Source organism: Leptonema illini DSM 21528 (assembly GCF_000243335.1).
Lineage (GTDB): Bacteria > Spirochaetota > Leptospiria > Leptospirales > Leptonemataceae > Leptonema > Leptonema illini.
On sequence record NZ_JH597773.1, the window covers coordinates 1,393,283 to 1,419,971 of the forward strand.

At 55.2% G+C, this 26,689-nt stretch carries 22 protein-coding genes; 11 read left to right on the forward strand and 11 right to left on the reverse strand.

Annotated features, from left to right (window positions below):
- The first annotated feature begins 44 nt into the window (after window positions 1–44).
- Together LEPIL_RS06330 and LEPIL_RS06335 are read left to right on the forward strand one after the other, a co-directional pair.
- Window positions 45–1,364, forward strand: a complete 1,320-nt coding sequence (locus LEPIL_RS06330) for a YncE family protein (protein ID WP_002771028.1) — start codon at window positions 45–47, stop codon at window positions 1,362–1,364.
- Between the two features lie 78 nt (window positions 1,365–1,442).
- The gene (locus LEPIL_RS06335) at window positions 1,443–3,029 is read left to right on the forward strand and encodes a phytoene desaturase family protein (protein ID WP_002771030.1); all 1,587 of its coding nucleotides are present in this window, start codon (window positions 1,443–1,445) and stop codon (window positions 3,027–3,029) included.
- A gap of 63 nt (window positions 3,030–3,092) precedes the next feature.
- Here the strand turns inward: LEPIL_RS06335 and LEPIL_RS06340 are convergent, their stop codons facing one another.
- Window positions 3,093–3,293 carry a hypothetical protein gene (locus tag LEPIL_RS06340; RefSeq protein WP_143464720.1) on the reverse strand — a complete coding sequence of 67 codons (201 nt, stop codon included), beginning with the start codon at window positions 3,291–3,293 and terminating at the stop codon, window positions 3,093–3,095.
- Window positions 3,294–3,448: 155 nt separating this feature from the next.
- Between LEPIL_RS06340 and LEPIL_RS06345 the strand changes: the two genes are divergently transcribed.
- Window positions 3,449–4,096 carry a Rossmann-fold NAD(P)-binding domain-containing protein gene (locus LEPIL_RS06345; RefSeq protein WP_002771033.1) on the forward strand — a complete coding sequence of 216 codons (648 nt, stop codon included), beginning with the start codon at window positions 3,449–3,451 and terminating at the stop codon, window positions 4,094–4,096.
- 677 nt (window positions 4,097–4,773) lie between these two features.
- Here the strand turns inward: LEPIL_RS06345 and LEPIL_RS06350 are convergent.
- Entirely contained in the window at window positions 4,774–5,478 is a 705-nt protein-coding gene (locus LEPIL_RS06350) for a flagellar filament outer layer protein FlaA (protein WP_002771035.1), read from the reverse strand.
- An 18-nt stretch (window positions 5,479–5,496) separates the two neighbouring features.
- Window positions 5,497–6,441, reverse strand: a complete 945-nt coding sequence (locus LEPIL_RS06355; protein ID WP_002771037.1) for a pseudouridine synthase — start codon at window positions 6,439–6,441, stop codon at window positions 5,497–5,499.
- A gap of 63 nt (window positions 6,442–6,504) precedes the next feature.
- On the opposite strand from LEPIL_RS06355, the gene LEPIL_RS06360 reads away from it, so the two are divergent.
- Complete coding sequence (locus LEPIL_RS06360) at window positions 6,505–7,851, forward strand: carcinine hydrolase/isopenicillin-N N-acyltransferase family protein (protein ID WP_002771038.1); 1,347 nt, start codon at window positions 6,505–6,507, stop codon at window positions 7,849–7,851.
- Between the two features lie 110 nt (window positions 7,852–7,961).
- Here the strand turns inward: LEPIL_RS06360 and LEPIL_RS06365 are convergent, their stop codons facing one another.
- Entirely contained in the window at window positions 7,962–8,984 is a 1,023-nt protein-coding gene (locus LEPIL_RS06365) for a Ppx/GppA phosphatase family protein (protein ID WP_143464721.1), read from the reverse strand.
- Window positions 8,985–9,138: 154 nt separating this feature from the next.
- Here LEPIL_RS06365 and LEPIL_RS06370 point away from each other — a divergent pair, with 154 nt between their 5' ends.
- From LEPIL_RS06370 to LEPIL_RS06380, 3 genes are read left to right on the forward strand one after another with little or no spacing between them, the layout of a single operon-like run.
- Window positions 9,139–9,963, forward strand: coding sequence for a sulfurtransferase (locus LEPIL_RS06370; RefSeq protein ID WP_002771040.1), 825 nt, complete (start codon window positions 9,139–9,141; stop codon window positions 9,961–9,963).
- Window positions 9,963–12,041: a methionine--tRNA ligase gene (gene metG, locus LEPIL_RS06375; protein WP_040918371.1), complete on the forward strand. Its 2,079-nt coding sequence runs from the start codon at window positions 9,963–9,965 to the stop codon at window positions 12,039–12,041. Before LEPIL_RS06370 ends, metG begins: the two co-directional genes overlap by 1 nt.
- The gene (locus LEPIL_RS06380) at window positions 12,041–15,046 is read left to right on the forward strand and encodes a hypothetical protein (protein WP_002771042.1); all 3,006 of its coding nucleotides are present in this window, start codon (window positions 12,041–12,043) and stop codon (window positions 15,044–15,046) included. Before metG ends, LEPIL_RS06380 begins: the two co-directional genes overlap by 1 nt.
- On the opposite strand, the gene LEPIL_RS22855 is transcribed toward LEPIL_RS06380, so the two are convergent.
- Complete coding sequence (locus LEPIL_RS22855) at window positions 14,940–16,178, reverse strand: DegT/DnrJ/EryC1/StrS family aminotransferase (RefSeq protein WP_002771043.1); 1,239 nt, start codon at window positions 16,176–16,178, stop codon at window positions 14,940–14,942. The genes LEPIL_RS06380 and LEPIL_RS22855 overlap by 107 nt on opposite strands.
- 30 nt (window positions 16,179–16,208) lie before the next feature.
- On the reverse strand, window positions 16,209–17,642 hold the full coding sequence (gene mgtE / locus LEPIL_RS06390) for a magnesium transporter (protein ID WP_002771044.1): 1,434 nt from the start codon (window positions 17,640–17,642) through the stop codon (window positions 16,209–16,211).
- An 86-nt stretch (window positions 17,643–17,728) separates the two neighbouring features.
- Here mgtE and LEPIL_RS06395 point away from each other — a divergent pair, with 86 nt between their 5' ends.
- Entirely contained in the window at window positions 17,729–18,814 is a 1,086-nt protein-coding gene (locus tag LEPIL_RS06395) for an alpha/beta hydrolase (protein WP_002771045.1), read from the forward strand.
- 9 nt (window positions 18,815–18,823) lie between these two features.
- Window positions 18,824–20,206, forward strand: coding sequence for a sodium:solute symporter family transporter (locus LEPIL_RS06400; RefSeq protein WP_002771047.1), 1,383 nt, complete (start codon window positions 18,824–18,826; stop codon window positions 20,204–20,206).
- Here LEPIL_RS06400 and ligA read toward each other — a convergent pair.
- Together ligA and LEPIL_RS06410 are read right to left on the reverse strand one after the other, a co-directional pair.
- Window positions 20,181–22,181 (reverse strand): NAD-dependent DNA ligase LigA, encoded by a 2,001-nt coding sequence (gene ligA, locus LEPIL_RS06405; RefSeq protein WP_002771049.1) that lies wholly within the window; start codon window positions 22,179–22,181, stop codon window positions 20,181–20,183. The genes LEPIL_RS06400 and ligA overlap by 26 nt on opposite strands.
- A 67-nt stretch (window positions 22,182–22,248) precedes the next feature.
- On the reverse strand, window positions 22,249–22,746 hold the full coding sequence (locus tag LEPIL_RS06410) for a Fur family transcriptional regulator (protein WP_002771050.1): 498 nt from the start codon (window positions 22,744–22,746) through the stop codon (window positions 22,249–22,251).
- A 202-nt stretch (window positions 22,747–22,948) separates the two neighbouring features.
- On the opposite strand from LEPIL_RS06410, the gene LEPIL_RS06415 reads away from it, so the two are divergent.
- Window positions 22,949–23,335 carry a PilZ domain-containing protein gene (locus LEPIL_RS06415; protein ID WP_143464722.1) on the forward strand — a complete coding sequence of 129 codons (387 nt, stop codon included), beginning with the start codon at window positions 22,949–22,951 and terminating at the stop codon, window positions 23,333–23,335.
- 66 nt (window positions 23,336–23,401) lie between these two features.
- Here LEPIL_RS06415 and thiL read toward each other — a convergent pair whose 3' ends face one another.
- Complete coding sequence (gene thiL, locus LEPIL_RS06420; RefSeq protein WP_002771053.1) at window positions 23,402–24,313, reverse strand: thiamine-phosphate kinase; 912 nt, start codon at window positions 24,311–24,313, stop codon at window positions 23,402–23,404.
- Entirely contained in the window at window positions 24,306–25,241 is a 936-nt protein-coding gene (locus LEPIL_RS23350; RefSeq protein WP_002771054.1) for a hypothetical protein, read from the reverse strand. The genes thiL and LEPIL_RS23350 overlap by 8 nt, the downstream gene beginning before the upstream one ends.
- Window positions 25,242–25,354: 113 nt before the next feature.
- Between LEPIL_RS23350 and LEPIL_RS21750 the strand changes: the two genes are divergently transcribed.
- The gene (locus LEPIL_RS21750; RefSeq protein ID WP_002771055.1) at window positions 25,355–26,206 is read left to right on the forward strand and encodes a rhomboid family intramembrane serine protease; all 852 of its coding nucleotides are present in this window, start codon (window positions 25,355–25,357) and stop codon (window positions 26,204–26,206) included.
- Between the two features lie 65 nt (window positions 26,207–26,271).
- Here the strand turns inward: LEPIL_RS21750 and LEPIL_RS06435 are convergent, their stop codons facing one another.
- A complete protein-coding gene (locus tag LEPIL_RS06435) occupies window positions 26,272–26,613 on the reverse strand; it encodes an STAS domain-containing protein (RefSeq protein ID WP_002771059.1) in 342 nt (113 codons plus the stop codon).
- Between the last annotated feature and the right edge of the window lie 76 nt (window positions 26,614–26,689).

Below are 26,689 nucleotides of genomic sequence, written 5' to 3' on the forward strand. Positions count from 1 at the left end.
CAGAAACTATTGACATCCTGACATCATATCTTACCCTATCTGCCATGAAATGGGTCCCTCTCTATCTTCTTTTGCTTACGCCGTTTTCTCTGCCGGCACAGACGTTTCAGATCGTTCAGACGATCGACGCATGTCGAGCCCTTCAACCGTTGCAGGTCATACCCGATGTGGCTTCTTTTTCGGATGGCTACGCCGGCTTCTGTATGTTTGATACGCAAACCCGACGACTGCACCGGGTGAAGCTCTTTGAAATGGCAGGAATGGAAGCGCCGCCGAATGCGGTAGGCAAGGAGCGCTGGAAGTTATACAACGAGAATCGGCTGTGGGATCTAAAAGACTCGACACCCGTCTTCTTCGATCGTGATAAAGAGACGGTCACCGTTTTAATCCGAACGACCCGTTACCGGTTAAAGAACGAGGGATCTCCTCGTTGCCCCGGAAGCGACGAGATCGCTCTTTTTGCGAAAGAGCATGAGAGATGGTACTGCGGCAGCACGCGCAAATTCCTGAACACTGAAGATTACATTGTCCAGGTCAATCACGCAGCCCTTTATACGTTCGATCTCAAAGGCAGACGCTTGATTGAAACGGCGCCTCTTCCGGCGACGAACGATGAATTGATCGGCATCACCGGCCGAAGAACGGTCTGGCAGGAGCCCGTCTACTTTTATAAAACGATCACGCCGGAGGGACGGACGCGAGGACAGTTTCGTATTACGATCGCCGGAGCAGGCGAAGATCTGCAGCAGTTTGAGATCGAGGCCAGCGTCCGCGATAAGAACATTCTCGGCTTCGACGGTTATTCGTTGCAGGCCGAGGTAACGCCCGATGGTAAGACGGTCCTTGCCTGGGAGTATGACGAATTGAACACACCGAAGGCGGGCTTTCTCGTCAATCCCCAGGCCGAAGGCTTTGTCATTTCTCTTGAAACAGGCAAGGCTCTTCGCGTGCCGATTCCGGTGACGGCCTACGGACGCTATGTGGACCGCATGTATAACAGGCTCGTCATCGGTAGCAATCAGACCGGTATGCTGTATGGCTATGATCTTGATACGGGTGCCCAATCGACTCCCGTATTCTCGGGCGTTTCCATATTCCTGATCACGACCAATCCGACGAAGGATAAGCTGTTTGTCTTTTCGAAATCGGGTGTGGCCGTGCATGATAGAAAGACCTTGCAGAAGCTGAAGACGATTCCCTTGAAGATGATCTTTCCCGGGGCGACGATGCTGCTTGCCGCCGAGGATTACTTTCTCTCAAGTGACGGGAAGGTTCTGATTACGGGAAAAATAAAAACGCAGAACGGCTACACGTCCTCTGATATTGAAAATGGCGGCTTTCATGTAATCGAGATAAAAGACTGATGTTGCGGCGGTTTAAAGATTAGATTTCTCCGTGAAAGGCGATTGACAGCGGCGTCTCATGCTGCATCTTACCTCGCTATGAAGCTGCCAGTAGAGAAAAGCTATGATGCGATCGTCATCGGTTCAGGTATCGGAGGTCTTGCCGTAGCGTCGCTACTTTCGCGCATCGGCAAGAAGCGCGTTCTTGTTCTTGAAAGACACTTCAAGGCCGGCGGCTTCACCCATATTTTCAAGCGCCATGATTATCTGTGGGATGTGGGTATTCACTATATCGGCGGCATGCAGGAAGGCGGCATGCTGCGTCATCTTACCGATTTCATAACCGACGGCAAGGTGCAGTGGCAGCCGATGGCCAATCCGTTCGAACGCTTTGTCTATCCGGGCCTGACGTTTGACGTATATCATCCCGAGGAACGATTCCGGTCTGACCTGATCGCACGCTTTCCCGATGAGAAGGCGGCGATCGAGCAGTACTTCGATGACGTCAAGAAAATGGCCGGATGGTTCGGCATGCATGTGACGATGAAGAACATGCCGCCTCTACTTGAAAAGATTGCCTCTCCGCTTCGCTCGGCGGGCATCAAGTCGGCTTTGATGACGACCGGCGAGTACATGGATACGCACTTTCGCGATCCGGCGCTCAAGGCCGTGCTCACGTCGCAGTGGGGCGATTATGGCCTGCCGCCTTCGCGCAGCGCCTTCGTCATTCATGCGCTCATCGTTACCCATTACTTCGACGGAGGCTTTTATCCCGTCGGAGGATCCGGAACCATCGCGGCAAGCATCATCCCGTCGATAAAAGAGCAGGGCGGCGAGGTGCTTCTCTGCCATGAGGTGCGCGACATTCTCATGAAAGACGGCAGGGCCTGCGGGGTGCGGGCGATGGAAATCCAGGGCAACGAAGAAAAAGGCGAGCATGAGTTCTTCGCTCCTGTCATCATCTCTGATGCCGGCGCCCATACGACCTACACACGTCTTCTTCGCGATCATATTCCTGAAACGATGCGAGCGGAGGTCGATGTCGCCTATCGCGATACTGGCCTCAGTAACCTCACGCTTTATGTCGGGCTGAACGACAGCCCCGAAAAACTCGGCGTAAAGGGCGAGAACTACTGGATCTACACGGGCTTCGATCATGAAGATAGCTTTGCCCGCCGAAACGAAATCCTCGAAGGACGGCCGGCCGGCGCCTACATCAGCTTTCCCTCTCTGAAAGACGCGAAGGCGCATAAACCGACGGCTGAAATCATCTGTTTCGTCGACTATGAGCCGTTCAAGAAATGGGCGACGCAGCCCTGGAAGAACCGAGACGAAGAATATCAGAAACTGAAATCACAGTTAACCGATTCGATGCTGGACTTTGCCGAGAGGCATATCCCCGGATTCCGTTCGCTTGTCGCCTATACTGAGTTATCCACACCCGTAACAAACGAGCACTTCGCTAATCATGCCGCCGGTCAGATCTACGGCATCCCCTGCACGCCCGATCGTTTTCGTCGTGACTGGATGGGCGTGCGCACTCCTGTTGATGGCGTATATCTTACCGGAGCCGACGCCTCCTCTCCGGGCTTTGCCGGCGCCCTGATGGGCGGTTACGGAGCGGCCGCCGTCGTACTTGGCCTGCGCGGGCTTCCAGGACTGTTACGTTCGGTCGTTAAGAGCTGAGACACGATGAGCGATGCACGGGCTGCCATACCTGATCCTGATATGATGAGAAGCCAGACCGGGCTAATCCTCGGCCGGCTCCCAGACATAGCTCTGCTCGGCAAAACCGCCGGCAAGCTGCACGGTCCACTGTCGTTTGCATTTCGAACATTCGCACTCGTATACGGTCAGATAGGTGCCCGGATCTTTACGAATCGAATGGATGATAATGTCGCTGCGCTTCGAGGGGATGCCTGATCCGCAACAGGGCATGTCGTCGTTCATAAGCAAGATGATTGCTTCGATCGCGACGATCCGATGACCGGAGTAAGTCAACTCGAAGTTTGAGGCAGCTCTTTCTGTGATACGGAAGATTTCCTGCAATCGTCTTTTATCGGTTCTATAGTGAAGTTAGAGCATGAAACTGAAAGGAGCGTTGTATGAAAAAATGGAATGTCTTGATGGCCGGCGGAAGTGGCCTGGTCGGCACTGCAGCAACGCAGCTACTGCTTGCCGATCCTCGACGCAGCGAGCTCTATTCCATACTGCGAAAGCCGGCTCCGTCTGGCGTGCAGCGCATCGCCCTTGATTCGCTCGAACAGACTACCTTGCCGAACATAGATGTCGTCTGTATCGCCCTTGGAACGACCATAAAAAAAGCCGGATCACAGCAGGCCTTTCGGCAGGTGGACTATGACCTTGTGTTAACCGTAGCACAGAAAGCCCGACAATCTGGGGCACGACGCTGTGTTGTCATTACGGCTCTCGGCTCTGATGCGAAGTCGTCGATCTTCTATAACCGGGTAAAGGGCGAGGTGGAGCAGGCCTTGCAGGCGATGGGCTTCGAGCAGCTTGTCATACTGCGTCCTTCTCTGCTGCTTGGAGATCGACAGGAATCCAGAACGGGCGAAAGCCTGGGCCAGCTTGTAGCTCCGCTTCTCTCGCCTTTTCTGATCGGCGGACTGCGTCGCTATCGTCCGATTCAGTCCGATGTCGTAGCCCGGTGTATGGTAGAGTCGGCTCTTGATTCCGAATTTTCGCCGTCTGTAAAGATCCTTGAATCAGACGAGATCGCTGTAGGGCGGTAAAAATGGCCATAGGGTTAACCACAGAAGCGACGAGAGGGTTTAGAGTTTACCACAGAGTGCTCTGAGGACGCAGAGAAATCTTTAAGAGCAATAATCGTTGGTTTTGTTGGCGATCGTTATTGGCTCGAAAGATCATGTATACTACGGGAGTTTGCGGCTCCCTTAAAAGAATTTGTTGTCCACGAAAGGCACGAAAATCGCGAAATACGCGAACCTCGAGCACAGAAATTCACAGGTCATTTCTCAGAGGCTCCAGTGAATTCTCCGCAAAAGAGAAAAACCTTTTTGCAGCAAAATTCAGCATTGGTATTTTTCGTGACCTTCGTGTTTTTCGTGGACTAAATCCTTTCCGGGCGGGGATAGAGAAACCCAGTCAGGCCAACTCGAATCCCGTCGAGATCTAAAAAAAGGACCCGGCCTGGGCCGGGTCCGGAGGTGCGAAAACTCAAGGAGAAGCGGGGAACTCAAAAGAGCCCCTGAGACTTCTCAGTACCTTTCTTCCACCTCTGATCGGCTTTGAATAAGCTCAAGCCAAAATCAAAACCGACCAGTTGGTTTCTTGGCGGGGCATTTAAACCCAGCATAGGAGAGAGCGAAAGGTGCTGTGAACATGCTTCACGAATAGATACGCATGACAGGCGTCTTTTTTTCAAAAAAATGATCCCACCCGAGAAAAATCACCATTCGTCGACGACTTCTCCGCCTGGATACCGGAGCCCCGAGAAGTCGCTGAGAATGAGCAGGCTATCAAACTGCAGAGATATGGCTCCAGGATCGGACTTGGGGTGCGAGTAGATCACAATGCCCTCAAAAGCGGCTCCGGTGCGGTGTGTGATGCGCCGGCCCATGCGGTGTAACTCCGCCGGCAGCGTCAGATCGAGGCGTCGCCAGCCCTTCCAGTAAAGACGGCCGGCATCGACCCTGATCAGGCGGCCGTCTGCATTGCGGAACAGAAACTCCAGGCGGTGCAGGTATTCCTGACTGCGCACCCAGACGGCCAGTCTGTAAGGCTGCCCTTCGATGCGGATGGGTTCGATAGGCTTAAATTGAAAGATCTGACGCCCCGGAACGGTGAACGAGGTCATCACAAGCAGGCTGCGACGGCTCTCGCGCTCCTGCCCGGTGAGCATGGATTCAAATCGAAAGGCCTCTTCGTCGCTCGAGTCATAGAGGTAGCGGATGTCGGCCAGCTCTGTCGATGGAGCATAGGGTCGGTAAGGCCTGTCTTCGAAGGGCTCGACGGTGAGGATGCGGTAGCGATCGTCCTTTGCAAGCTCCTGCCAGGCGCGCACGCTTGCAGGCGCATCATAGGCCGGCGGATACGAACGCGCCGACAGCGACGTCGCCGCTATGCCGAGCAGAAGTGCAAGTACAAGCCTCACACTTACGTAACGGCAGAATCAGTGATTTCTTGACCGTCTTTCCCGACGTCCGGGCCGGGACTTTCTGGCTCCGGTTGGGCGTTCCGTAGCGTCCTGGCGGCCCGTTGTCTTTCCCCTTACCGGGAAGCCGGTATGTCTTGCATCGGCCCTGCGAACAGACGGGTCCACGGCAACGGTCTCTTTGCCCGGCCATTTTATCTGGAAGACGTCGCCGAACGATGCAAGCGTCTGTGAAAACTGTGGCGTAAGATACTCCGCTCCGGATTCGGGCAGATGAAAGAAGCGATGCTCTTTATTGCCAAGACGAAAGGAAAGGGCGAGCGCATGCAGATACGTGCGATCCTCGGCTCGAGCGGCGTCGAAACGATCGTAGAAAGGATCGCCGAGAATGGGCGAGCCCAGGCTTTTCAGGATGACCCTGACCTGATGAGTTTTTCCCGTTTCAGGCTTCACCAGAAAGAGACGCATCCCGGGACGGCGATCGGGAATCGAACGGCTTGTAAACCGTGTGCGCGAAGGAAACTCCATCGTATGCGCAAGCTTGTAGGTGCCGCGCCGGCTTTTTACGATATCGCCTTCGATGAAGCCGTGACGCTTTTTAGGCGGATGCAGCGACAGCGCTACATAGACTTTATGAATGCGGTTATGCCGGAACTCATTGCCGAGCAGATTGGCGTTGTTGCGCCCGCGAGCGAAAAGCAAAAGCCCGGACGTTATCCGATCGAGGCGATGAACGGGAAAGAGACGTTCTCCCTCGGGAATGCGCCCTTCTTCTTCCATGCGCCGTATGGCCTTGAGAAGATCGTGCTTCTTACCGTCTTCGTAGAACGATAGATCTTCAGGCTTGTAGAATATAAGAAAATCGGGATCGGAATGAATGAGTCGCGGCTCTTTCTGCGCGGCCGGCAGAACGGGCTCTTCTTTCATTCGGCTCTCGGGTTTTTCGAAGTTTTCGCTGTTCATACGCAGTCTGGAAGTGCTCGGATTTCGCTTGCCCGCAGAAGGCCTGAAGGGCAGGATCATCCTATGTGTGATACCTTTGTGGCCACGGGCTCCTTCACGTCCAGTGGGAATATGATCTTCGGTAAAAACTCCGACAGGGAGCCGAATGAATCGCAGTCTCTTGAGGTGCACGGTCCGCGCAGAGCGCAGGCAAAGCGCCGGCTGACCTTTATCGAGATTCCCGACGCCGACGCACATGCCGTCCTGCTCTGTCGTCCCTTTCATATGTTTGGCGCCGAGATGGGACTGAACGAGCACGGCCTTGTTATCGGCAACGAGGCCGTATTCACGAAGCTGCCTCGCAAAAAGAAGAACGACGGTCTGACGGGTATGGATTTAATCCGGCTGGCGCTGGAACGGGCGAAAACGACGGATCAGGCAGTCGAGGTCATCACATCGCTTCTTGAAGAATATGGTCAGGATGCGTGCGGCGGCTACGAAGACCGCAACATGTTCTATGATAATAGCTTTTTAATCGCCGACGGGAAGACGGCGCGGGTCCTTGAAACGGCAGGGCGCTACTGGGCCTCAAAACAATTCGATGGCTATTATGCCATCTCAAACGGCCTGACAATCGGCGAAGATTTTGATCTCAGCTCGAAGGAGCTGGCCGACCGAACGCTGAAAGATGGGTTACGTAGGAAATCGCAGCCCATGCATTTTGCCGGCGTTTTCTCTGATACCTTTTATACGACGATGGGCAAGTGCCGCGTGCGCCGTTCGCTCAGCGAGCAGAGAAGCTCCACACTGGCACGCAGCGGTTTCTCAGTGCAGGAGGCAATGGCCGTTCTGCGTTCGCATAACCCACAGCATCCGAATGATCCTTCACGAACGGGCATGGGTTCGCTATGCCTGCATGCGTCGGGGCTTCTTACGCCAAGCCAGACGACGGCCTCCCTTGTCGTCGAGGTCGGCAAACAGGGTTTACAGACGATCTTCGCCACCGGCACGTCGTCCCCCTGCATCTCGCTTTTCAAACCTGTGGCGCCGCCCTCTGCGAAGCATCTGCTTGGTATCGAGGCCGATGCTCCCGATCGTCCGACAGAGACGGGATGGGCCACTCCAGGCCGTGTGGAAGACCGCTCTCTCTGGTGGCAGCATGAAGGCCTGCACCGTCGCATCCTGGCATCGTACGCCGAGCTCGCTCCGCTTGTGTTGCCCGAGCGTGATGCAGCGGAACGACGCTTTACGGACGGCAGCGAATCCAATGTTGCATCGCTGAGCGAAATTGCTTTCAGCGAACACTTTCGACTGCTCTCGCTCTGGAAAGAAAGAGTACGGGATCGGCTGAAAAGCATCGCCCCGCCCATGCGTCCGCTCTATCGCCGTTACTGGAGTCGTAGAAACGCCGTGCTCAAAGAGGCGCTCTGAATAAGAACCTGATTCGGACAGGTTCCGGTTTTGCGTTCGGGCCTCAGATCTTGCATCTCAGGGCCTGTGACTGAAGCCCGGCCCCCGCAGCAAGTTCTCACCGAGTGCCCTTACCTGCAGCTCGGGAAGAACTCGGGCGAGAGGGCGGCTCCTGGCGGCCAGGAGCCCGAGCCTTTCTGCACGCTCTCGACGCCAAGCAGCTCAAGCTGTGCCGAATGAAAGGCGAAGAGGTAACAGGTCAGCTTTTGGTGTTCTGCGGCGATTCCGTACTCCGCCATCTGCTCACTATCGGATGCACAAAGAAGCCGTCCGCGCGCATCGATATCGGTGCGCCTGATTTCGTCACGGTCAAGCTGCTTGAAGATGGCCGCATAGGGATTTCCAAGTCCATAGGTATTCCGTTCGGGAACAGTCCATTGCCTCAGAGGGCCAAGCAGCGGTAGAAGCTCTCTCTTACAGGTATCAAAGCGGTCCGCAGAGGGCGCGCTGAAGCAGGCGGATTCTTTCTTGAGATGGCTGCGTGTTTCGTTCATGCCGAGCGGCAGGCTGATACTGCGATTTACCCGACCATCGGTGCCTGTGGCAACCTGCACCGTTGCTCCTCCTGTTTCGATGATGGCATGCGAGTTCGATCCTGTTTCGGAGTGAATGCTGCGCCAGGCAAGCAGGGCCTCTTCCTCTCCGCTGATGACGCGCACGGTGGCCGGCAGGCCAGTTTCAAAGATGGCCTCGGCAAGGCCCGTCATGGCAGTTTTCTGTGCAGAGGAACTGAGACGTCGAAAGCCTCCTGTGCCAAGAAGGCTGACATGGACGATGCGATTCTTCTGTGCTTCTGTAAGAGAGGCAAATCCACCTCGCAAGGCCTCTTTTGCCTTTTCAGGGGGTAAAGCGGCAAGTCCGTCATCGGCCACAACGGAGCGACATTCGCCCTGCTTGATCTTGCAGCTGTTTGATGACGAGGACGTAAACTGCATGCGATACAGGCAGAAGCGCGTCCCCGAGGAGCCGGCATCGATGACCAGGTGCAGATCCCGGACGTCTGACTCGGGAAACGGGCCTTTGCCCGAGCAGTTCAGCGAGAAGCTGAAAAGAGAGAATAGAAGCAGAAAAGGGATGATGTTTTTTGATTGCATGTTCGTCGAAAACAGAGGTCTCAGCCGGGCGCTGTCAACTGAAAGAACCGATGCTTCATTTTTTATTGTCTCTTTGCCGTTTGTGTTTACTTTTTTTTTGCCGGAAAACAGAGCCAAAAAAAATTGCCTGGCAGGATCGGAGTGCTAAGTAAAGATGAAAACGATGAGTGAACAGGGTGTAAAGCTGGGCTGGGGCTTCCTCACCGCAGAGATTGAGGAAGATGCCCTTCTGCTGGATTGTCGCGGCGAAGAGGCCTTTGCCGTGTCGACGATTCGCGGAGCATACAGCGCGGCGAGCATTCGCAAGGCGCATGGTTCCGGTCCGAATTCGATGCTGAAGCTATCGGGCTTTGTGAAATCGATTCAGAAGCTGGCAGAGGATAAAAAGAGCGTCCTTATCTTTGATGAAGGTATGGGCATGTTTGCCGGCAAGATGGCCTGGGTTTTGAAAAGCGCCGGCATGAAAAACGTGATGATTCTCGGTCGGCGTTTCTCTGATCTGGATTCCTCTGATCTCGGCCCGGGAAAAGAGGTTTTGCTCGAACAGGAGCTGAAGTCGCCGATCAACTTTCGCGGCATCGTGCCCATCAGCCACGTGCAGACGAACCTGACCCGCGTGCAGCTCGTCGATGTGCGATCGCCAGAAGAATACGAAGGAACTCTTCCACGCCTTGTAACTCCGGAACCCGGTTCGCGTTGCGGTCGTATTCCAGGGTCGGTGAACTATGACTGGCGATTGATCTATGACGAAGCCGGTAATATTCGCTCGCGTGTTGAAGTGGGTCGCGAGCTTCGAGCGGCGGGATTGATTCCCGAACGTCCGACCATCCTCTATGACTTCAACGGCGCTCGCGCCTCGATGATGGCCTTCCTCTTTCAGGAATGTAACTACAGGCATGTTGAGGTCTTCCTCGGTTCCTGGATGGAATGGCGAAAGACCCGACTCCCGGCTCAGAACGCCCGCATCTGGAATCCCTGATGGCCGATCAGACTTCGTCGAAAGCGGTGCTTGTTACATCCGCTCTGCCGTATGCGAACGGGCCGATTCATCTCGGCCATCTTGTGGAGTATATTCAGACTGATATCTGGGTGCGCTTTCAGCGCATGAACGGACGTGAGGCATATTACTTTTGCGCCGACGACACACATGGTACGGCGGTGATGCTTGCGGCAAAGAAGCGCGGCATCACGCCCGAAGAGCTTGTCGGCGAAGTGCAGAAAGAACACTACCGCGATCTGACCGCCTTCGGCGTAAGATTTGATAACTATTATACGACGAATTCTCCCGAGAATAAAGAGCTTGCTTCGGCCATCTATCTCAGCGCGAAAGAGAAAGGGCATATTGCTCGTCGCGATGTGCGGCAGTTATACTGCGAGAACGATAAGATGTTTTTGCCCGACCGTTTCGTCAAAGGCATCTGCCCGAAATGCGGCACCGCCGATCAATACGGAGATTCCTGCGAGGTATGCGGCTCGGCTTACAGGCCGGAGGATCTGAAAGAACCGCGCTGCGCCGTATGCGGTACTGCGCCCGTTTCAAAAGAAGAGGCGCATCTTTTCTTCAAACTCGGTGACTTTCAGGAGTATCTGCAGAGCTGGATGCAGGGCCGCGTCGATGAAGGTGTGCGTCGCAAGATGCAGGAATGGATGGAGCAGGGGCTGCGCGACTGGGATATCAGCCGCGACGGGCCATACTTCGGTTTCGAGATTCCAGGCGAGAAGAATAAATACTTCTATGTATGGCTCGATGCTCCGGTGGGTTATATGGCGTCGGCTTTGAATTACTTCCGCTCGACGGGAAGGCCCGAGTTATTCGACCGATTCTGGAAGAGCGAAGAGACCGAGGTCTATCACTTCATCGGCAAAGATATCGTTTACTTTCATACGCTGTTCTGGCCGGCAATGCTGAAGGCCGGCGGATTCCGTCCGCCGACGGCCGTATTCGTGCATGGCTTCCTCACGATAAACGGCGAAAAGATGTCGAAATCACGCGGAACGTTGATCCGCGCCGAGACGTATTTAAAACATCTGGATCCGCAAGCGCTGCGTTATTTCTACGCATCGCGGCTCGGGCCTAACCTTGACGATCTCGATCTTTCAGGAGTCGACTTTCTGGCGAAGTATAACTCTGCCGTCGTCGGCAACTTCGCCAATCTCTTCTCACGGCTCTGCACGAAAATCGCCGACACGCTGGACCGTCGCCTCTCTGCCGCTCCCTCTGCGGAAGGCAGGGAGCTGTGCAAAAAGCTTCTTGAGCGCAAAGACGAGATCATTGCCGCCTACGCCGATCGTAATACGAATAAGGCATTGCGCATCATCGAATCGCTCGGCGACGAGGTGAATCGTTTTGTCGCCGCAAGAGAGCCCTGGAAGCTTGTGAAAAGCGACGTCGAAGGAACGCGTCAGGTCATTACCGACGCCTTAAACGCCGGCTGGATTCTTTCTTATTATCTGCGTCCCGTGCTTCCGGTTTTTGCGGATGGCGTGGCCGAGCTGCTCGCTCTGCCTGCGGAGTGGACGGGATTCTTTGAGGATCTGAATCATAACGATCCGCTTTATCTTCCGGCGAATCATGAGATCCGTCCGTACAGACATCTTGCTTCGCGCATCGCCGATACGGAGCTTCAGGCCATGCTTGATGCAGAAAAACAGGCTGCAGGAGAGGTCATGACAGAGAAAAAAGCCAGTGCCGAAAAGGCCGAGAAGGCGGCCGTTCAGGTCGAAGAATCGGGCCTGATCAGCATCGACGATCTCGGTAAGGTGGAGCTTCGCGCCGCCCGTATCGCCGAGGCCTCGCTTGTCGAAGGAGCCGACAAGCTGCTTCGCATCGGCCTTGACGTCGGCGAAGAAAGGCTACGCAACGTATTCGCCGGCATTCGTGTCGCCTACAAGCCCGAAGAGTTAGTCGGCCTCACCGTCGTCTGCGTGGCGAACCTTGCTCCGCGCAAGATGAAGTTCGGCGTTTCAGAGGCGATGCTGCTTGCAACCGGCGAGGGAGAATCGCTCACGCTGTTTGTGCCGCATCGTCAGGCGAAGCCGGGCGACCGACTGCGTTGATGCGAACCGGCGTCATAAAAGGCGCCACACGAAGCGCTTTCCTGGCGCTTTTCTGTGTGGCGCCTTTTTTATGCTCGTCCTTCAGCGTCGATGCCGCTCCGCTGGTTCCGCTAAAGGAGCAGTACAGAACGCTTCGCACAGAGCATTTCAAGATTCACTTTCCGATAGAGCAGGCGGCAATCGCCAGGCGCGTCGGTCGAATCGCCGAAGAAGTGCATGCCCGACTTGAGCCGCGATTTCAGAGCGGCGCTGCCGACACTCACATCGTTCTTGTATTCAACAGCGATCTTATCAATGCCTTTGCGACGACATACGGCATGGATCGCATCATCCTGTACATGACAGGGCCGGAGCCCGACGATTTCGCCCGATACGAGGACTGGACACGTCAGCTGATCGAACATGAATACGTGCATATCCTGACGCTGCGGCCTTATCGCGGGCCTGTGAATATTTTCTTTCGCCTGATCGTCGGCCTGCCTCCTAACCTGCTCACGCCCGATGGGTTAAGCGAGGGCTATCCTGTATTTGAAGAGAGTCGGGTCCATGCAGATGGCAGAAGTCGCGGACGGCTCGATGACCCGCAGACGCTTGCGATTCGCGATACGCTTGTTCTTCATGACCGTATGCCGTCGCTTGAAGAGGCGATGACGGGAACGGAGCGCTGGCCTTATGGCGCCGTTCCATATCTATTCGGAGGCCGTTTTGTCGCCTATCTTCGCGAAACGTGCGGGCATGAGGCGATGGATCGCTTTTTCCTGTCATATATACCCGCATTCTTTCCGGACTGGCGCATGCGCTCTCTGGATTGCGGCGGTATGGAAGAGGCCTACGATCGTTTCGTCGCCAGTGAGCATCGTCAGGCTCTTGAGAGACTGTCCTCACTATCAGAGAAAGGAGTTAGCCCCAGGCAGAGATTGACGTTTGATGGAGGCACGAAGCGGTATCTGCGTCCCGGGCCCGAGTCTCCCGTTTACTTCGCAATCCCGGAATCGCGAAGTTCCGGCCTGTATTCACTGGACGGTCTCAGGTCAAGCCTTGTCTATCGCTCCAATGCCGTAAACGGCTTCTATCTTGACGGAACGACGCCCGTTACGTCAGAGCTGCGGTCCGACCTGCCGGGATCGATTTATAAGAACGAGCTTCACCGGCAGGGCAGGCGTTTATTCGACGACGAGGCGCGACGCGAGGCCCCGACGGCGAACCGGTCCGGTATCATCGCCTATATTCGTCGCCTGGATCCGTTTGTCGAACTTGTTCAGCTCATTCCAGATCGCAATCCCTCGTATTCGTTCTGGGGACGCACCTCTCCGGGAAAAGAAAAGGTCTTACTCAGGCTGCCGATGTCGTATGGAATGTATCAGCCGGCCGTATCAAAAGGAGGAGATATCGCCGTCGTTGTCCGTCGACCGGATTCGACGCGCCATTCGCTTGTTATCTGTCGGGCGGACGTTTGCGAAGAGGCGTTAAGCGCAGAGGCGGCGATCGCGACTCCAGCTTTTTTCGACGATGCGTCGGGCACGAGTATTCTCTTTGCCTCTGATATAGCCGGCGTTTTCGATATCTACAGCCTTTCCGGGAAAGAAGTTAAGCGCCTGACGCATAGCCTGACAGGGTTTCGATCACCCTTGATGACCGAAGGCGGCCTGTACGTGATAGGCCAGGCAGAGAACGGCGACGAGATCTTTCTTGTGAACGATCTCGTCCATGATGAAGTAGATGGATTCGATCGTGTGCGGCGTCCTTTTACGCCCGTTCCGATTGATAACGATACGCTCTCTGACCGTGAATACGACCCGGCTTCAGGGCCTGAATTCGCGCCCGATTCAGAACCTTATAGCGCCGCCTTTTCTTTCAGGCCTTTCCTGAACGGAACGCTCGGAGGGCCGTTATCCTATATCAATGCCGGCCTTGCCGGCTATGACGCTCTTTCGCGTCATGAGATGACAGCGGGCGTCGGTCTTTACGATGAGGATCGATCGTACGGTTATGCATCGTACGCTTACAGACGGCTTTTTCCCGATTTTACGTTATCTTTTGCGGGGATGCCTCTTGATCGCGATAGCCCTGAATACTGTGGGCACTATCGAAATCGTAACGCCATCAACTACTGTCTCGGTGATCGCCGCTTTTCGTTTCAAGAAAGCGAGCTCGCTATAGATATGCTTTTTGAGTTCCGGCTTCTTCGAAACCGACTGACCTTTTTTGCCGGGCGGACTCTGTTACGTAATAGCTCGCAGCTTTCAACGACTCGCTACGCCTATGACAACATCGATCTTGGAACCGTGGCCGCCACCTATCAGGTCTATTATTTTGAGAGTTACAGTCGTTCGATCAGCCCTGAGAAGGGATTCTTCTTCGAAATCGAAGGCTCGCATCATCCGGCCGGATGGACGCGAGGGTATCCGGCTGCCGACGGTAGCAAACCGGTGAGGCTAACGTATGAGAGATACGCGGGAAGATTCGAGCTGTTTCTGCCCTTCTTTTTTGACTATCACGTGCCCGTGCTGGCGGGAAGCATCAGTTATCTGAACGGCAAGGATTATACGATTCAGTCCGATCGCCTGAGTACGGAGCTGCCGGGCCTGAATCCTGATCTTTCACCCTATGGCCGGGCCGTTCAGGTCTGGAGATTCGAGTACCGATTCCCGATCTGGCAGAGGCGCAGTCGTCTGATTCCTCGCAACGACTGGTTTTCGTTGCCTTCTATCGGAGTGCGCTCTCTCTCGCTTGCGCCATTTATCGCCACCGGCCAGGCCTACGAAGACATCGTCTATCCTGATCTCTGGGTGAACACGGCCGGCGTTACCCTGGACATGCAACTCTACGCCTTCTACCAGCCCTTTTCTGCACAGCTCACCTATGCGCGGGGCGACGGAGAGGCCGGCGAGGGCAGATTCAGCCTGGGTTTTTCTGTCGGAGCTCGTCCTGCATCGTCGCATGCGCCGCTTTCACGGCCTTCACGACATCCTGAATATCATCATCCGACATACTCGAATAGATAGGTAGCGAAAGGATGCGCTCGAAGATGCGCTCACTTCCAGGATAACGCTTCTTCCAGGAATCTTCTTCAAGACCGGCCTCTTCGCGTCCGTAGCGAATTCGGTAATGGCTCATGCGATAGAGGGGAATAAAATGCAGTCCGGTTCTTACGTTATGCGACTCGATGGCGGCCGAAAAATCGTCGCGCCCGCTTAACGCCGGATCGATCTCGATCGTATAGAGGTGATGCGACGAGCCGCTGGAATCCGGGCAGGGGCGGACGCCTTCAAGCCCGGCAAAATGAGCGCTGTATGTTTCATGGATGCGACGGCGACGCATCATCATAGAGTCATGACGACGCATCTGTACTCGCCCGATGGCCGCTGAAATATCGGAGAGGTTGTATTTGAATCCTTCGTCGACGACGTCATAATAATAATTCTTACGGCGATGCGCCGGAGTTTCAATGCCGTGCAGACGCAACCGCCGGCAGCGATGTGCGACCGTATCATGTGGCGTTGTCAGCATTCCGCCTTCTCCGGTCGTCATATTCTTTGTAGCATAGAAGCTGAAGGCGCAGAAATCCCCGTGCTGACCGATCGGCGTTCCGCGGTACAGCGTGCCGAAGGCATGGGCGGCGTCTTCACCGAGGAACCATCCTTCGCGTCGGCAGAGCTCCTGGAGCGCCTCAAGGTCGCAGCTGCGTCCGCCGTAATGCATGCAGATGATGCCGCGAATCCGGGCACCGCTTGCCGTGTGTACGAGTCCGCGTTCGTCACGATGGCATTCGGCATCGAGAAAGCGTTCGATCGTCTCGACGGTGATGAGATAGCTCTGCGGATCGACATCGACAAGCAGAGGCAGCGCTCCGCAGCGATGCACGACTTCGGCAGTGGCCGTAAAGGTGAGAGCAGGAACCAGGACGGCCTCACCGCCTTTGAGACCCATGCCGACGAGACCAAGATGTAGAGCGGCGGTCGCCGAGTTCACGGCTACGGCGTTGGCCGCGCCGGTGTAGCGGGCAAACTCCTCTTCAAGTAGATCGGTTTCTTTTCCCTGCGTTAACCAGCCGGAGTCGAGGACGCGGAGCACGGCCTCCTTCTCTTCGTCGGTGATATCGGGACGGGCAAAGGGAAGTGCGGTGCTGCGAGTCATACTACAGAATCGGCTGTTTTGCCGGCAGGTTTACTGAATTCCTGAAAGAAGAAAGGGCAGGAGAAGCCGTGCCATACCAAGCAGAAAAAAGAATCCGCCCATATCGGTGCATGTCGTGACGAAGATGCTTGATCCGATGGCGGGGTCGATGTTCCATTTCTGAAGCAGTATCGGCACGGAGGAACCGATGGCGGCCGCTATGAGCATGTTCCCGAACAGAGCGAACGAGATGAGACCGGAGAGGATTACGTGGTGCGTGAGCATAAAGACAAGAAGGCCGGCAAAGATTCCTAGAGAGAGGCCGTTGATGAGCCCGATGCCCATCTCGCGAAAGACGACGCGGCGTGATCCCTGTTTGGAGATTTCGCCGAGCGCCAGATTGCGAATCGTAAAGGCCATCGTCTGCGAGGCCGCATTGCCGCCCATACCGGCGACGATGGGCATAAGAGCGGCCAGGATAACGACCTTTTCGATCGTATCTTCAAAGAAGCGAACGATGGAGGCGGCGAGAAAGGCCGTGGCCAGGTTGATGGTCAACCAGAGTACGCGAACGGCAGCCGCCCGCCAGACCGGCGTCTTCAGCGTCTCTTCGGCCGAGACGCCGCCCATGCGCAGAAAGTCCTCTGAGGCTTCGTCCTGCATGACCTCGAGGATGTCGTCGGCGGTGATGCGTCCGATGAGAACGCCGCGCTCATCGACGACGGGCGCCGTAATAAAGTCGTATCGCGTGAAGGAGTTCGCCACCTCTTCGACGTCCATCGTCGCCGGTAGAGGAAGTAGCTCCTCTTCCATGATCTTTTTCACGCGCGTCGACGGACGGGTGAGGATCAGCCGACGAAGGGAGATGTGGCCGCGGTAGCGCCCGGCCTTATCGACGACGAATACGTTATAGATGTCGTCGGTTTCGCGCGAGATACGCCGCACATTGGCGATAGCCTTCTTCACCGTATCGGTTTCGAGAACCGATACAAACTCCCGCGCCATGATCGAGCCGGCCGTACCTTCCGGGTAGCCGAGCAGCTCGCTTACCTCGAATCGATCGTCGGGATCGAGGCGAGAAAGGATGCGTCCGCGTTGTTCGTCGTCGAGCTCGCCCAGGATGTCGGCGGCCGTGTCGGATTGCTGCTCACCGACGATGGTGGCCAGTTCTTCATGGCTCAGATGATCGAGGAAGCGTTCTTTGATGTTGTCGTCGAGCTCAAGGAGAAGAAGGCCCTGTTCTTCAGGGTCGAGTAACTTAAAAAGTCGGTCGCTTTCTTCAAAGCTCAGCTTCTCAAAGAAGTGGGCGATATCAGATGTATAAAGATCAGAAACAAAGCTTTTCAGCTCGGAGTCGTCAGAGCGGGCAAGCAGAGCGCGAAGATGATCCTCCCATTCCGGATCATCTCGAGTAAAAGAGAGCCGCTCGGGATCAAGCAGCCGGGCAGGCTCTTCCGTTTCCTCTTTTTCCCGGAACTCTGCCATGGCTCGTTTTCGACCTGGAAGGCTCTCTGTCAATCTCTTGCCGCTTTTTCGTTGACCCGAAGGGGTGCAGCTTTACGACAGGCTGGATGAAACGCCTCTTCTTGATCGTCTGTGTTCTCCTGACCGCCCTTCTTTCGACGGCCTGCGCCCAGAAAACGGTCGGTCAGTTGATCAACGAACGCATCGTCGATCCCATGGCCTCGACCCGCACCATAGACGTTCATCTGCTCACAAACAGAGCCACAACATCGCGCATCGCCGCATGCAGCGGAGATTACTTTCGCAATCTGCCCGCTGATCGACTGCATACGGCCGTCTGTAAGGTCAGCGTGCCGGCAAAGCATACGATCGGCGCTCTCGACGTTTCAGAGGATCGTAATCCCGATCGCGAGTCATATTTTCTGGTCGGCGGATACGAGCACAGAGCCGGCGATTCGATCTATGACGCCGCCTCTGCTGCGAAAGAGGTGATGTTATTCGTGCACGGCTTTAACGTTCCTTTTGAAGAGGCCGTTCTTCGCGCCGCGCAGATGAAGTATGACGTGAAATACCAGAAGCCCGTCTTCCTCTTCACCTGGCCGGCCGGTTCAGGCGAGGGATTGCTCGACGGCATATTGATGAACCGAACCTACCTGGAGAATCAGAAGCATGCACGAGAGTCGATCGGGCATCTTGCCTCGGTCATCAAAGAGCTAAAACGAAGAGGCGTGAAGGTCAACCTTGTCGTTCACTCGATGGGGCATCAGATAGCGATCCCCGCCATACTGAAGCTTACGCGCGAAGAGAAGATGTCGGAGTTCCTGAACGAGGTGATCTTTAATGCTCCCGATTACCCGTCGGGCGAATTCGCCGTTGAAGCGGCCGATGTGATTCGATCGGCAAGACGCGTCACCGTCTACTGTTCGCCCGGTGATAACGCCCTTGTAGCCTCACAGAAAGTGAACGGGAATTACCGACTGGGCATGTGTCTACGCATCGACGGCATCGATATGATCAACGTCAACGAGATCGACGCCCCCGTTCTTGGCATCGGCGGCCTCGGCCACGGATACTATTCGGGTCGGGCCATTCTCGTCGATCTGTATCAAACGCTTGATGGCGTGGACGCCGAGAAGCGGCTCTTTATCAGGCAGAGCACGTCGCGCATGGAAAACTACGTCCTCAGACAATAGCCTCAGACAGTGAACGTGTTAGAGTTTATTCCACCCATTCTCTATCTTCTCTTTCTCGTTTTCGTGATTCTGCGCATCCGCGATAGAGAAGGCACGGCTGAGTCGTTTTATTTCGCCTCACGCGGCATTGGATCAAGGGCCTCGATCATTTCGATCGTCGCTACGGAAACGTCCGTGGCGACGATCCTTATCTTCCCGGCCGTCGGTTATCGCGAAGATCTGGCCGTGCTCTGGCTCTGTGCCGGTTATGTCGTCGGTCGCGTTATCGTCGCCTTTTTTATCCTGGGCCGCATTCACAGCTTTCAGGGCGTATCTCTGTATGGCTTTCTCAGTTCGTCTCGCGGCACACCGGTACTTTCGGGCGTTTATCTTATCGCCAAATACATCTCGGGCGGCGTGCGGTTCTATATGGCCGCCTATGCCATCGACGCTCTGATCGGCGGAGGCGTGGCGATCTGGATTCTCGTCGTCGCGTTGATCACCGGCCTTTACAGCCTGACCGGCGGCCTCAAGTCCGTCGTGCTGACCGATCAGATCCAGGGAAGCATTCTCTTTCTTGCAGGCCTCTGGTTCTGCTGGAGGTTCTTCCCGGCTGACGTGCGAACGTTAGCCGATATACGATTCTATGTGCCGGCAACGCTTGCACCGGTCGGATCGGGTTCGATCTTTCTGTTCCTCGGTGGGTTAACGATCACGCTCGGCAGCCATGGCGCCGATCAGGATATGCTGCAGCGCGTTTTCGCCGTCCGCGACCTATCAAAGGCCCGCCGCTCGCTCATTCTCTCTGGATTGGCCGCATCAATCGTAATCCTGCTTTTTGCCTTCGCCGGTCTTCTTATGAAGCGCAGTATGCTGCCTCTTGATGCGACGTCTCCGCTTGTCAGCTATATCGGTCAGGCCGACCCGCTGAGCAAAGGCCTTTTTCTTGTTCTGGTTCTGGCCGCCTCTATGTCGACGCTCGACTCGGCCATGCATGCGACGGGGGCGGTGATCAAGGACCTGTCTGCGCGATTGCTCGCTGAGAACAGGGATTCAAAAGCCGACGCCGTGCGCCGGTATTCGTTCTATTCGCTTCTTCTCTTTGTTCTGTCGGCCCTTCTCTTTATCGAGATTGCAAAAGGTTCGTATCAGGGGGACTTCCTGGGCCTTGCCATGGGATCGATGAATTACGTGTATGGCGGGTTGATCGGAGTACTGCTGACCTTTGTTCTTGAGCGGCGTCCGGTAAGAACGGCGGCCATCGTCGCAGCTATGGTCGTCGGCATGGCAACAACGGCCTTCAGCGAAATGAACGGACTCTACTGGCCTCTTGTAACGATGCTATCTGCGTCGATGGCGACCGGCGCTTCGTTGACAGCGCAGCGCCTCATGCGCCGCCGATCAGCTTCATGAATTCTTCTTCGCTGACGACGGTAACGCCAAGCTGTTCGGCCTTCTGCAGTTTACTGCCCGCCTTCTCGCCTGCAAGCAGATGCGTCGTCTTTGAACTGACGGCCGACGTCGTGCTTCCTCCGCGAAGCTCCACCTCTTCCATCGCCTTCTCGCGAGGTTTGAAATGGGCGAAGCTGCCCGTAACGCACCACGTCTGACCGGCGAAGATCTTTTTAATTGATGAATCGGCGACGGGCTCGGGCACGCTGAAGTTCAATCCGAATTTCTGGAGAGCGGTGATGCGCTTGCGAGTCTTTTTATCGCGCAGCTGTCGCAGGATCTCTGAAGCCGTTTCTTTGCCGATGCCATGCATGGCGTTCAGGCGCTCTTCGGCGTCTTTTGCATCGATGAGTTCGAAGATCCTTTCTATCGAACGATATCCTTCGCGAATCAGGATGTCTGTGACGGCGGGGCCGATCTCGCGAAGCCCAAGCGCGGGAAGCAGTCGTCGCATATCCTTTTTCTTGGATTCAGCAACGCCATCGACGATGAGCTGAACGGATTTTTTGCCGAACCCTTCGATCGTTTCGGCGTCTTCGCGTCTTTTCTCAAACGTGTAGATGTCTTCGATCGTTCGAATCAGCCCGGCGCGAAAGAGCGTGCGCAACGTTTTCTCGCCAAGACCGGCAATATCCATCTGCTTGCGGCCACAGAAAAAGATCAGGCCATGAATCAGCTTCTCTTCGCATTCGGGATTCGGACAGTATCGATCAACGACATCCTCTTCGCGTTTCAGAGCCGTATTGCAGGAGGGGCAGACGCCTGGAAATTCATAAGCGGGTCCGGAGCCCGGATCGACGACCTCTTCGACGGCCGGTATGATCTCGCCGCGCTTGCTGACGATGACTCTCGCGCCAACGCGAACATCAAGGCGCGCTATATAGTCCGCGTTATGCAGCGTCGCATAGGTTACGGTCGTGCCGGCCAGCTGTACCGGCGTGAGGCGAGCCCGCGGCGTTACCCGACCCGTGCGACCGACAAAGACCTCGATCTCTTCGACGGTCGTTTCGGCCATCTCGGGCTCGAATTTCAGAGCGACGGCCCAGCGAGGGCTGGCCGATGTAAATCCGAGTTTTTCGCGAAGCTCGCGATCGTCCACTTTCAACACAAGCCCATCGACGGGAAAATCTACGGTATCGGCCTTTTTGCGAAAGATCTCGATTGTCTTTTCGAGCTCATCGTAAGCAACGGTGCGGTTCTGCTCGAATACAGGCAGTCCGAGCTTTGCGCCGTAAGCAAGTGCTTCGGAATCGGTGGATACGGAACCGGTCGCATCAGGCACGCCTGATTTCCAATCGATAAAGTTCAGATCAAAGGCGACCCAGCGAATCGGCCTTCTGGCCGTAGCGGATGATTTCTTCTGCTTGAGAGATCCCGATGTCAGGTTGCGCGGATTCGCGTAGATGCTACCCGATTCTTCGTTAAAGCGTTCGAAATCGGCGTAGGTCATGTAAGCCTCGCCGCGCACGATGAGGTTAACGGGCTCTTTCAGGTCGACGGGGATGCTGCGTATCGTCTTTGCATTTGGAGTGATATCGTCGCCGATGTTTCCACTTCCGCGAGTGACGCCGTGTTTGAGGCGGCCTTTCTCATAATAAAGAACAAGGGTCGCTCCGTCCACCTTCCATTGCACATTGAAGCGCACGTCGTCGCCGGCATCGTGCATCTTCCTGGCCCATTCCATGGCCTCTTCGGTGCTGTAGGTATTCGTAAGCGAAAGGACGCGAATCTTATGTTCGAAACGGGGGAAGTCGTGTTCGAGATCAGAGCCCACCGTTGTGGTGGGGGAGTTCTCGGGCGCAAGCGTCGGATGGCTGGCTTCCAGTTCGCGCAACTCGTCGAGCAGTCGATCGAAGGTGCGATCTGCAAGAACAGGTTCGTTCTTTACGTAATAGAGATACTGATGGTAGCGCAGGAACTCAGCCAGATCAAGCATGTACCGGCCGATGGAATCGGGGTCATGCTCTTTCGGGCGTACCGGCGGCTCTACGGACGGAGTAATCTCAGACCTGGAGCTTGGGCTCCCGGCTTTCTTTCCGCTCGCAGCGGCCTTTTTCTTTGAGGATTTTGCAGCGGCCATAGTGGTTCAGGGAGTGGTCGGTGAGTTCGAACTGGTACTCGGCGGCCACCTCGGTTTGAATCTTTTCGATGGCCGGAGCGTAGAATTCTTCGATATGCCCGCAGTCCTGGCAGACGATGTGGTCATGATGCTGCCTTGCGGGAATGTATTCATAGTATTTCGAGCTGGCGCCGAAATCGTGCTCGGTCAGCTGACCCGATTCGACGAGCAAAGAGACGATGCGATAGATGGTCGCTCTTGATATCTCGCCCCGCCGATCCTTGAGCTCTTCGGCCAGGCTGTCGACGGTGAAATGTGACCCCAGCGTGAAGATCTTTTCTGCGACGAGCAGTCGCTGGTTCGTGATTTTCAGCCCCTTCTGCTTCAGATAGTTCGAGAACTGTGAGATCTCTTTGTGTATATCGGGATGCTGTTTTTCCATTGCGACTCTACTCTTTCTCTCTTTTTTCGGTCTGTATCGTCTCTATTCTTTTCGAGTGGTCTCGAGGGTATCGGATTCGGTCACTGCGCTAAAAAGCCGCGCGACAACGATATCCAGAAAAATTGTGCTCGCATTTTCACAATAAAAAACGCGATCATCCAGACAAGAAGTTTTCCGACTTCGCGCGGCAGGAGGGGCAAGAGTGAGCGCAGGTGGACCGTCTATGGACCCGTCAGAGAGAAGGCGGTTTCCGCGAGCAGATCTGGTATTCCGGGTGCGGTACAGGTCCATCCGATCGGCGATTCCCGCTCCTGATGCGGGTCAGCTTTCGCGTGCCGAGGGCCGCGACATCTCACTGGGCGGCGTTTCGTTCCGGCGTACCGACGAGATACAGGCGGGCGAAGTCCTGCATATGTCCTTTTACTTTGATGAGCTACCTGGAGAAATCTCAGCCGTGGGTCGCATCGTTCGTATCTGGGATGAGCCTGGCGAACAGCTTGTGGCCGTCCGTTTCACCGTCATCGATCCAGATGATTGCAGCATCCTCGCCACCTACATACGGCAGTTCGAGCTGCAATCAGAGCCCTGATCGCGCTGCATCATCGGGATTTTCGTGAACTTTCGATGAAATCACTCCCGTTCATATGAAGGCGATTCAGAAATGCTCAAACCCGCGGCTCTCTGGTATAACGATCTTGCCTTCTGAACTGTCTTCAAAGACCGTCAGGCCTGGAGGGCCTGTAATAACCCTTCCTATCTGTGTAATATCGAAGCCTGGCGCTTGCTGCAATCCCGCGGGGGCGCAGAAAACCAGCTCATACTCCTCCCCAGAGATAGCCCGCTCAAGAGCAGGCATAAGCGGCAGCAGTTCGTCGTCACAGGGAATACTGTGTAAGTGCAGATGAAATCTCTGGCCCGCAGCACGTGCAAAACGTTCCAGGTCCTGTAAGAGCCCATCCGAAAGATCCATCATACCATGCAGGTCGGGCATCTCGCGCAGCTTTCGCGCAAGGTCCAGGCGAGCCACGGGAGCAAGATGTCGTTCGAGCGCTCTTTTCTGTAGAGATCCGGTTAACTTCATTTCGCCGGTCAGATGTTTCATACCGGCCAGCGAAAGCCCTGCTGTGCCCGTCATGTAGATCGCATCGCCCGGGTGGGCTCGTCTCTGTAGTGGTCTTCTGACGCGACCGGCCATCGTCAGGCTGAAGATGTAGGTCGTATTGCGAAACGTATCGCCGCCGATCAGTTTGCATCGATTCTCTTTGCATTCTTCGCGGAAGGCAGCAGCAAATCGTTTCAGGAACTGTTCCTCTGCATTGCCTGGAAGACCCATCTGCAAAAGACACCACTGTGGATCGCCTCCGCCTGCGGCGACGTCGCTGAGGTTGCTCTGAAAGAGTTTTCGCGCAAGCAGCTCGGGCGGATGCCAGTCCAGACGAAAATGCGTATTCTCGACCATACTGTCGCCGGTTATGATCTGCGACGTCTCGGGCAGATAGGCGCAGTCATCGACGGGTACCTCGCTTTTCTCGAAGAAAAGATCGATGATCTGTAATTCGTCAAGCATCGCGCCTCCCTGGATCTGCAAGAAGCAGACCGCCCGTGCCGTTGCGCTTCTCATAGAGCCTGTATAACCAGTGAAAGGGAAGCGAAAGGCGCAGATGCTGCATGAGATCAGAAAGGGCATGGAACAGGCGATCCGGATTTCGGTCAAGCAATCGAAACGATCGACCTGTGAGTATATGCGCGGCGTCACGAAAGCCGTCGAAGCTCTGTAGCGGGCCGGCCGACGCCGAGAACCGTTCAAGCGAAGGATCGTAGAGGTATAACGCCTCGATCAGGGCCAGGGCTGCCTCATGCGGTTCGAAGATACGCATCGTAAACGGCGAGAGCGTGCGTTGAATCAAAACAGGATCAGGCCCCGGACGCGAAAAATCCCGCAGCGCCCACAATCTGAGCATGCGTCCGGTTTTCTCTCGTTCTGCGGCAAGGGCGTGCATCGCAGGCAGAAAGTCGCCGCGGTCAAGATCGAGAACGACATGCAGTTCTTCTTCAGTCGGGCCGTCTTTTCGCAACTCGGGTAGCACCTGTGCAAACTCATCTGAGCTGCGAAGATCGGCTCTCACACGAATGCCGGCAAAGAGAAAAAGCTGGCGGAAGAGATTAAGTCGGGCTCGATTCTCTATAAAGAGCAGGGCATGGCCACCGACGGGTTTAACCTTGAGCAGAGGATCGATTGTGGTGTGGTCGGGAAAATGAACGGCGGCGATTCCGCAACCGTACAGAGCGTCGAGCTGGCTTTCATCCACAGTCCATACCTGAAGCGGCAGGCCATACGAAAGCAGATCAGAAATCGTTGTAAGCGGAAGATCGGGAAAGCAGACGCTGCGTTCGAGTAGAGCCGGAGCTGGAAACTGCTCGAACTGGAATCCCGGCAGGCGTTCGCGAAGAGTGGAGCGAACATCGGGCGAAAGAGATAGGCCGCAGATAATCATGTATTACACGCCTGAAATAGGGAGAAAGGCGCCGGGAAAATCGGGAAAGTAGTTTTCTCCTCATGCATGGCTGCTTTCCTTGAACCTGGAACTCTTCGTTCCGGAGAATTGTTATGAATAGGGCCCCCGTCACCAGATTTCTTGTCATCGCGAATACGGGAATTCATATTTTGCTGTTTTGGTGGGCCGTTTCCAATCCGGGCTTCTATATACAGGGGTTCTATGATCAATGGGGGCTCGTGCCTGCCGATTTCTGGCATGGAAGAGTTTATCAGCCCCTTACGTCGATGTTTCTGCACGGAGGCTGGCTGCATCTGCTTGTGAATATGATTGCTCTATGGTCCCTGGGAACTGCCATTGAGATGACGGTGGGCGCTATGCGATTCGGCCTTCTGTATATTTTCTCAGGATTGACCGGTGCTCTCTTTGTCGTCGTTTTTCAGAGTGATCTGGGCGATCCGACCGTAGGAGCGTCGGGTGCGATCATGGGGCTTCTGGCAGCCATCGCCGTCTTTTATCCGCGATCAGAGATGCTCATCTTCTTTTTTCCGATGAAGGCGCGGACGGCGGCTATCGTTATCGGCGTCGCCTCTGTGCTGTTATCCATCTACGACAGATCCTCGGGCATCTCGCATCTCGGCCATCTGGGCGGCCTTATCGGCGGCATCATCTACACGAAGTTCGTTCTGCAACTCAATTTTCTCCGCAACGACCTACAGCAGAGCGGATCACGCTTTGTCTTTCGACGGCGCGTCGATCCGCATGCAAGCATGGAAGACGAAGTTCGCCGCATGATGGAACAGCTGCGTCAGGAGCGAGCAGGGCAGGCAGAGCGCCGTCCACCTCAATGGAAAGAAAAAGAGCCCGAGCCGTTTAATGAGGTGATTCGCGATGAACCTCAGGAGCCGACAGTGGAGCGACGGATCTACTTTGATCCCGTCACAGGGCGTTTTTACGTGAAATAACGGCTGAAGTAGTAAGGACGGCCACCCTAACTTGAACGTAGAGTCAGGGAGTCGATGCCTTCCAATCAGTCTTCAAAGCTATCGATGGCTTCGTCGATCGCTTTATAGATCTCGAAGATCATCGATAGCTGCGTAAGGTTCATCAGATTTTCAATGTCGCTATTGAGGCCAGAAAAGACGATGCGTCCTTTCAGATAGTCGATGTGTTTGTAGATGTTCAAGAAAAGACCGAGGGCCTGCGAATTGATGAACGGTACCTTCTTCATATCGACGATAAACTTCGGAGCCGTATCGGGCTTGATGTACTGCTCCATGCGTTCAGCGAGTTGATATTCGTCGCCGGATTTAATGGCCCCTTCTATCTGTAGAATCGTGACCTCACCGCGGGTGGCTACCTTGATCTTCATATCTTTTTATATTTTACCAGTAAAGGGCATTCTTCGGATGGCGCCAGTCGAACTCATTATCAGGCTGCTTTTTCAG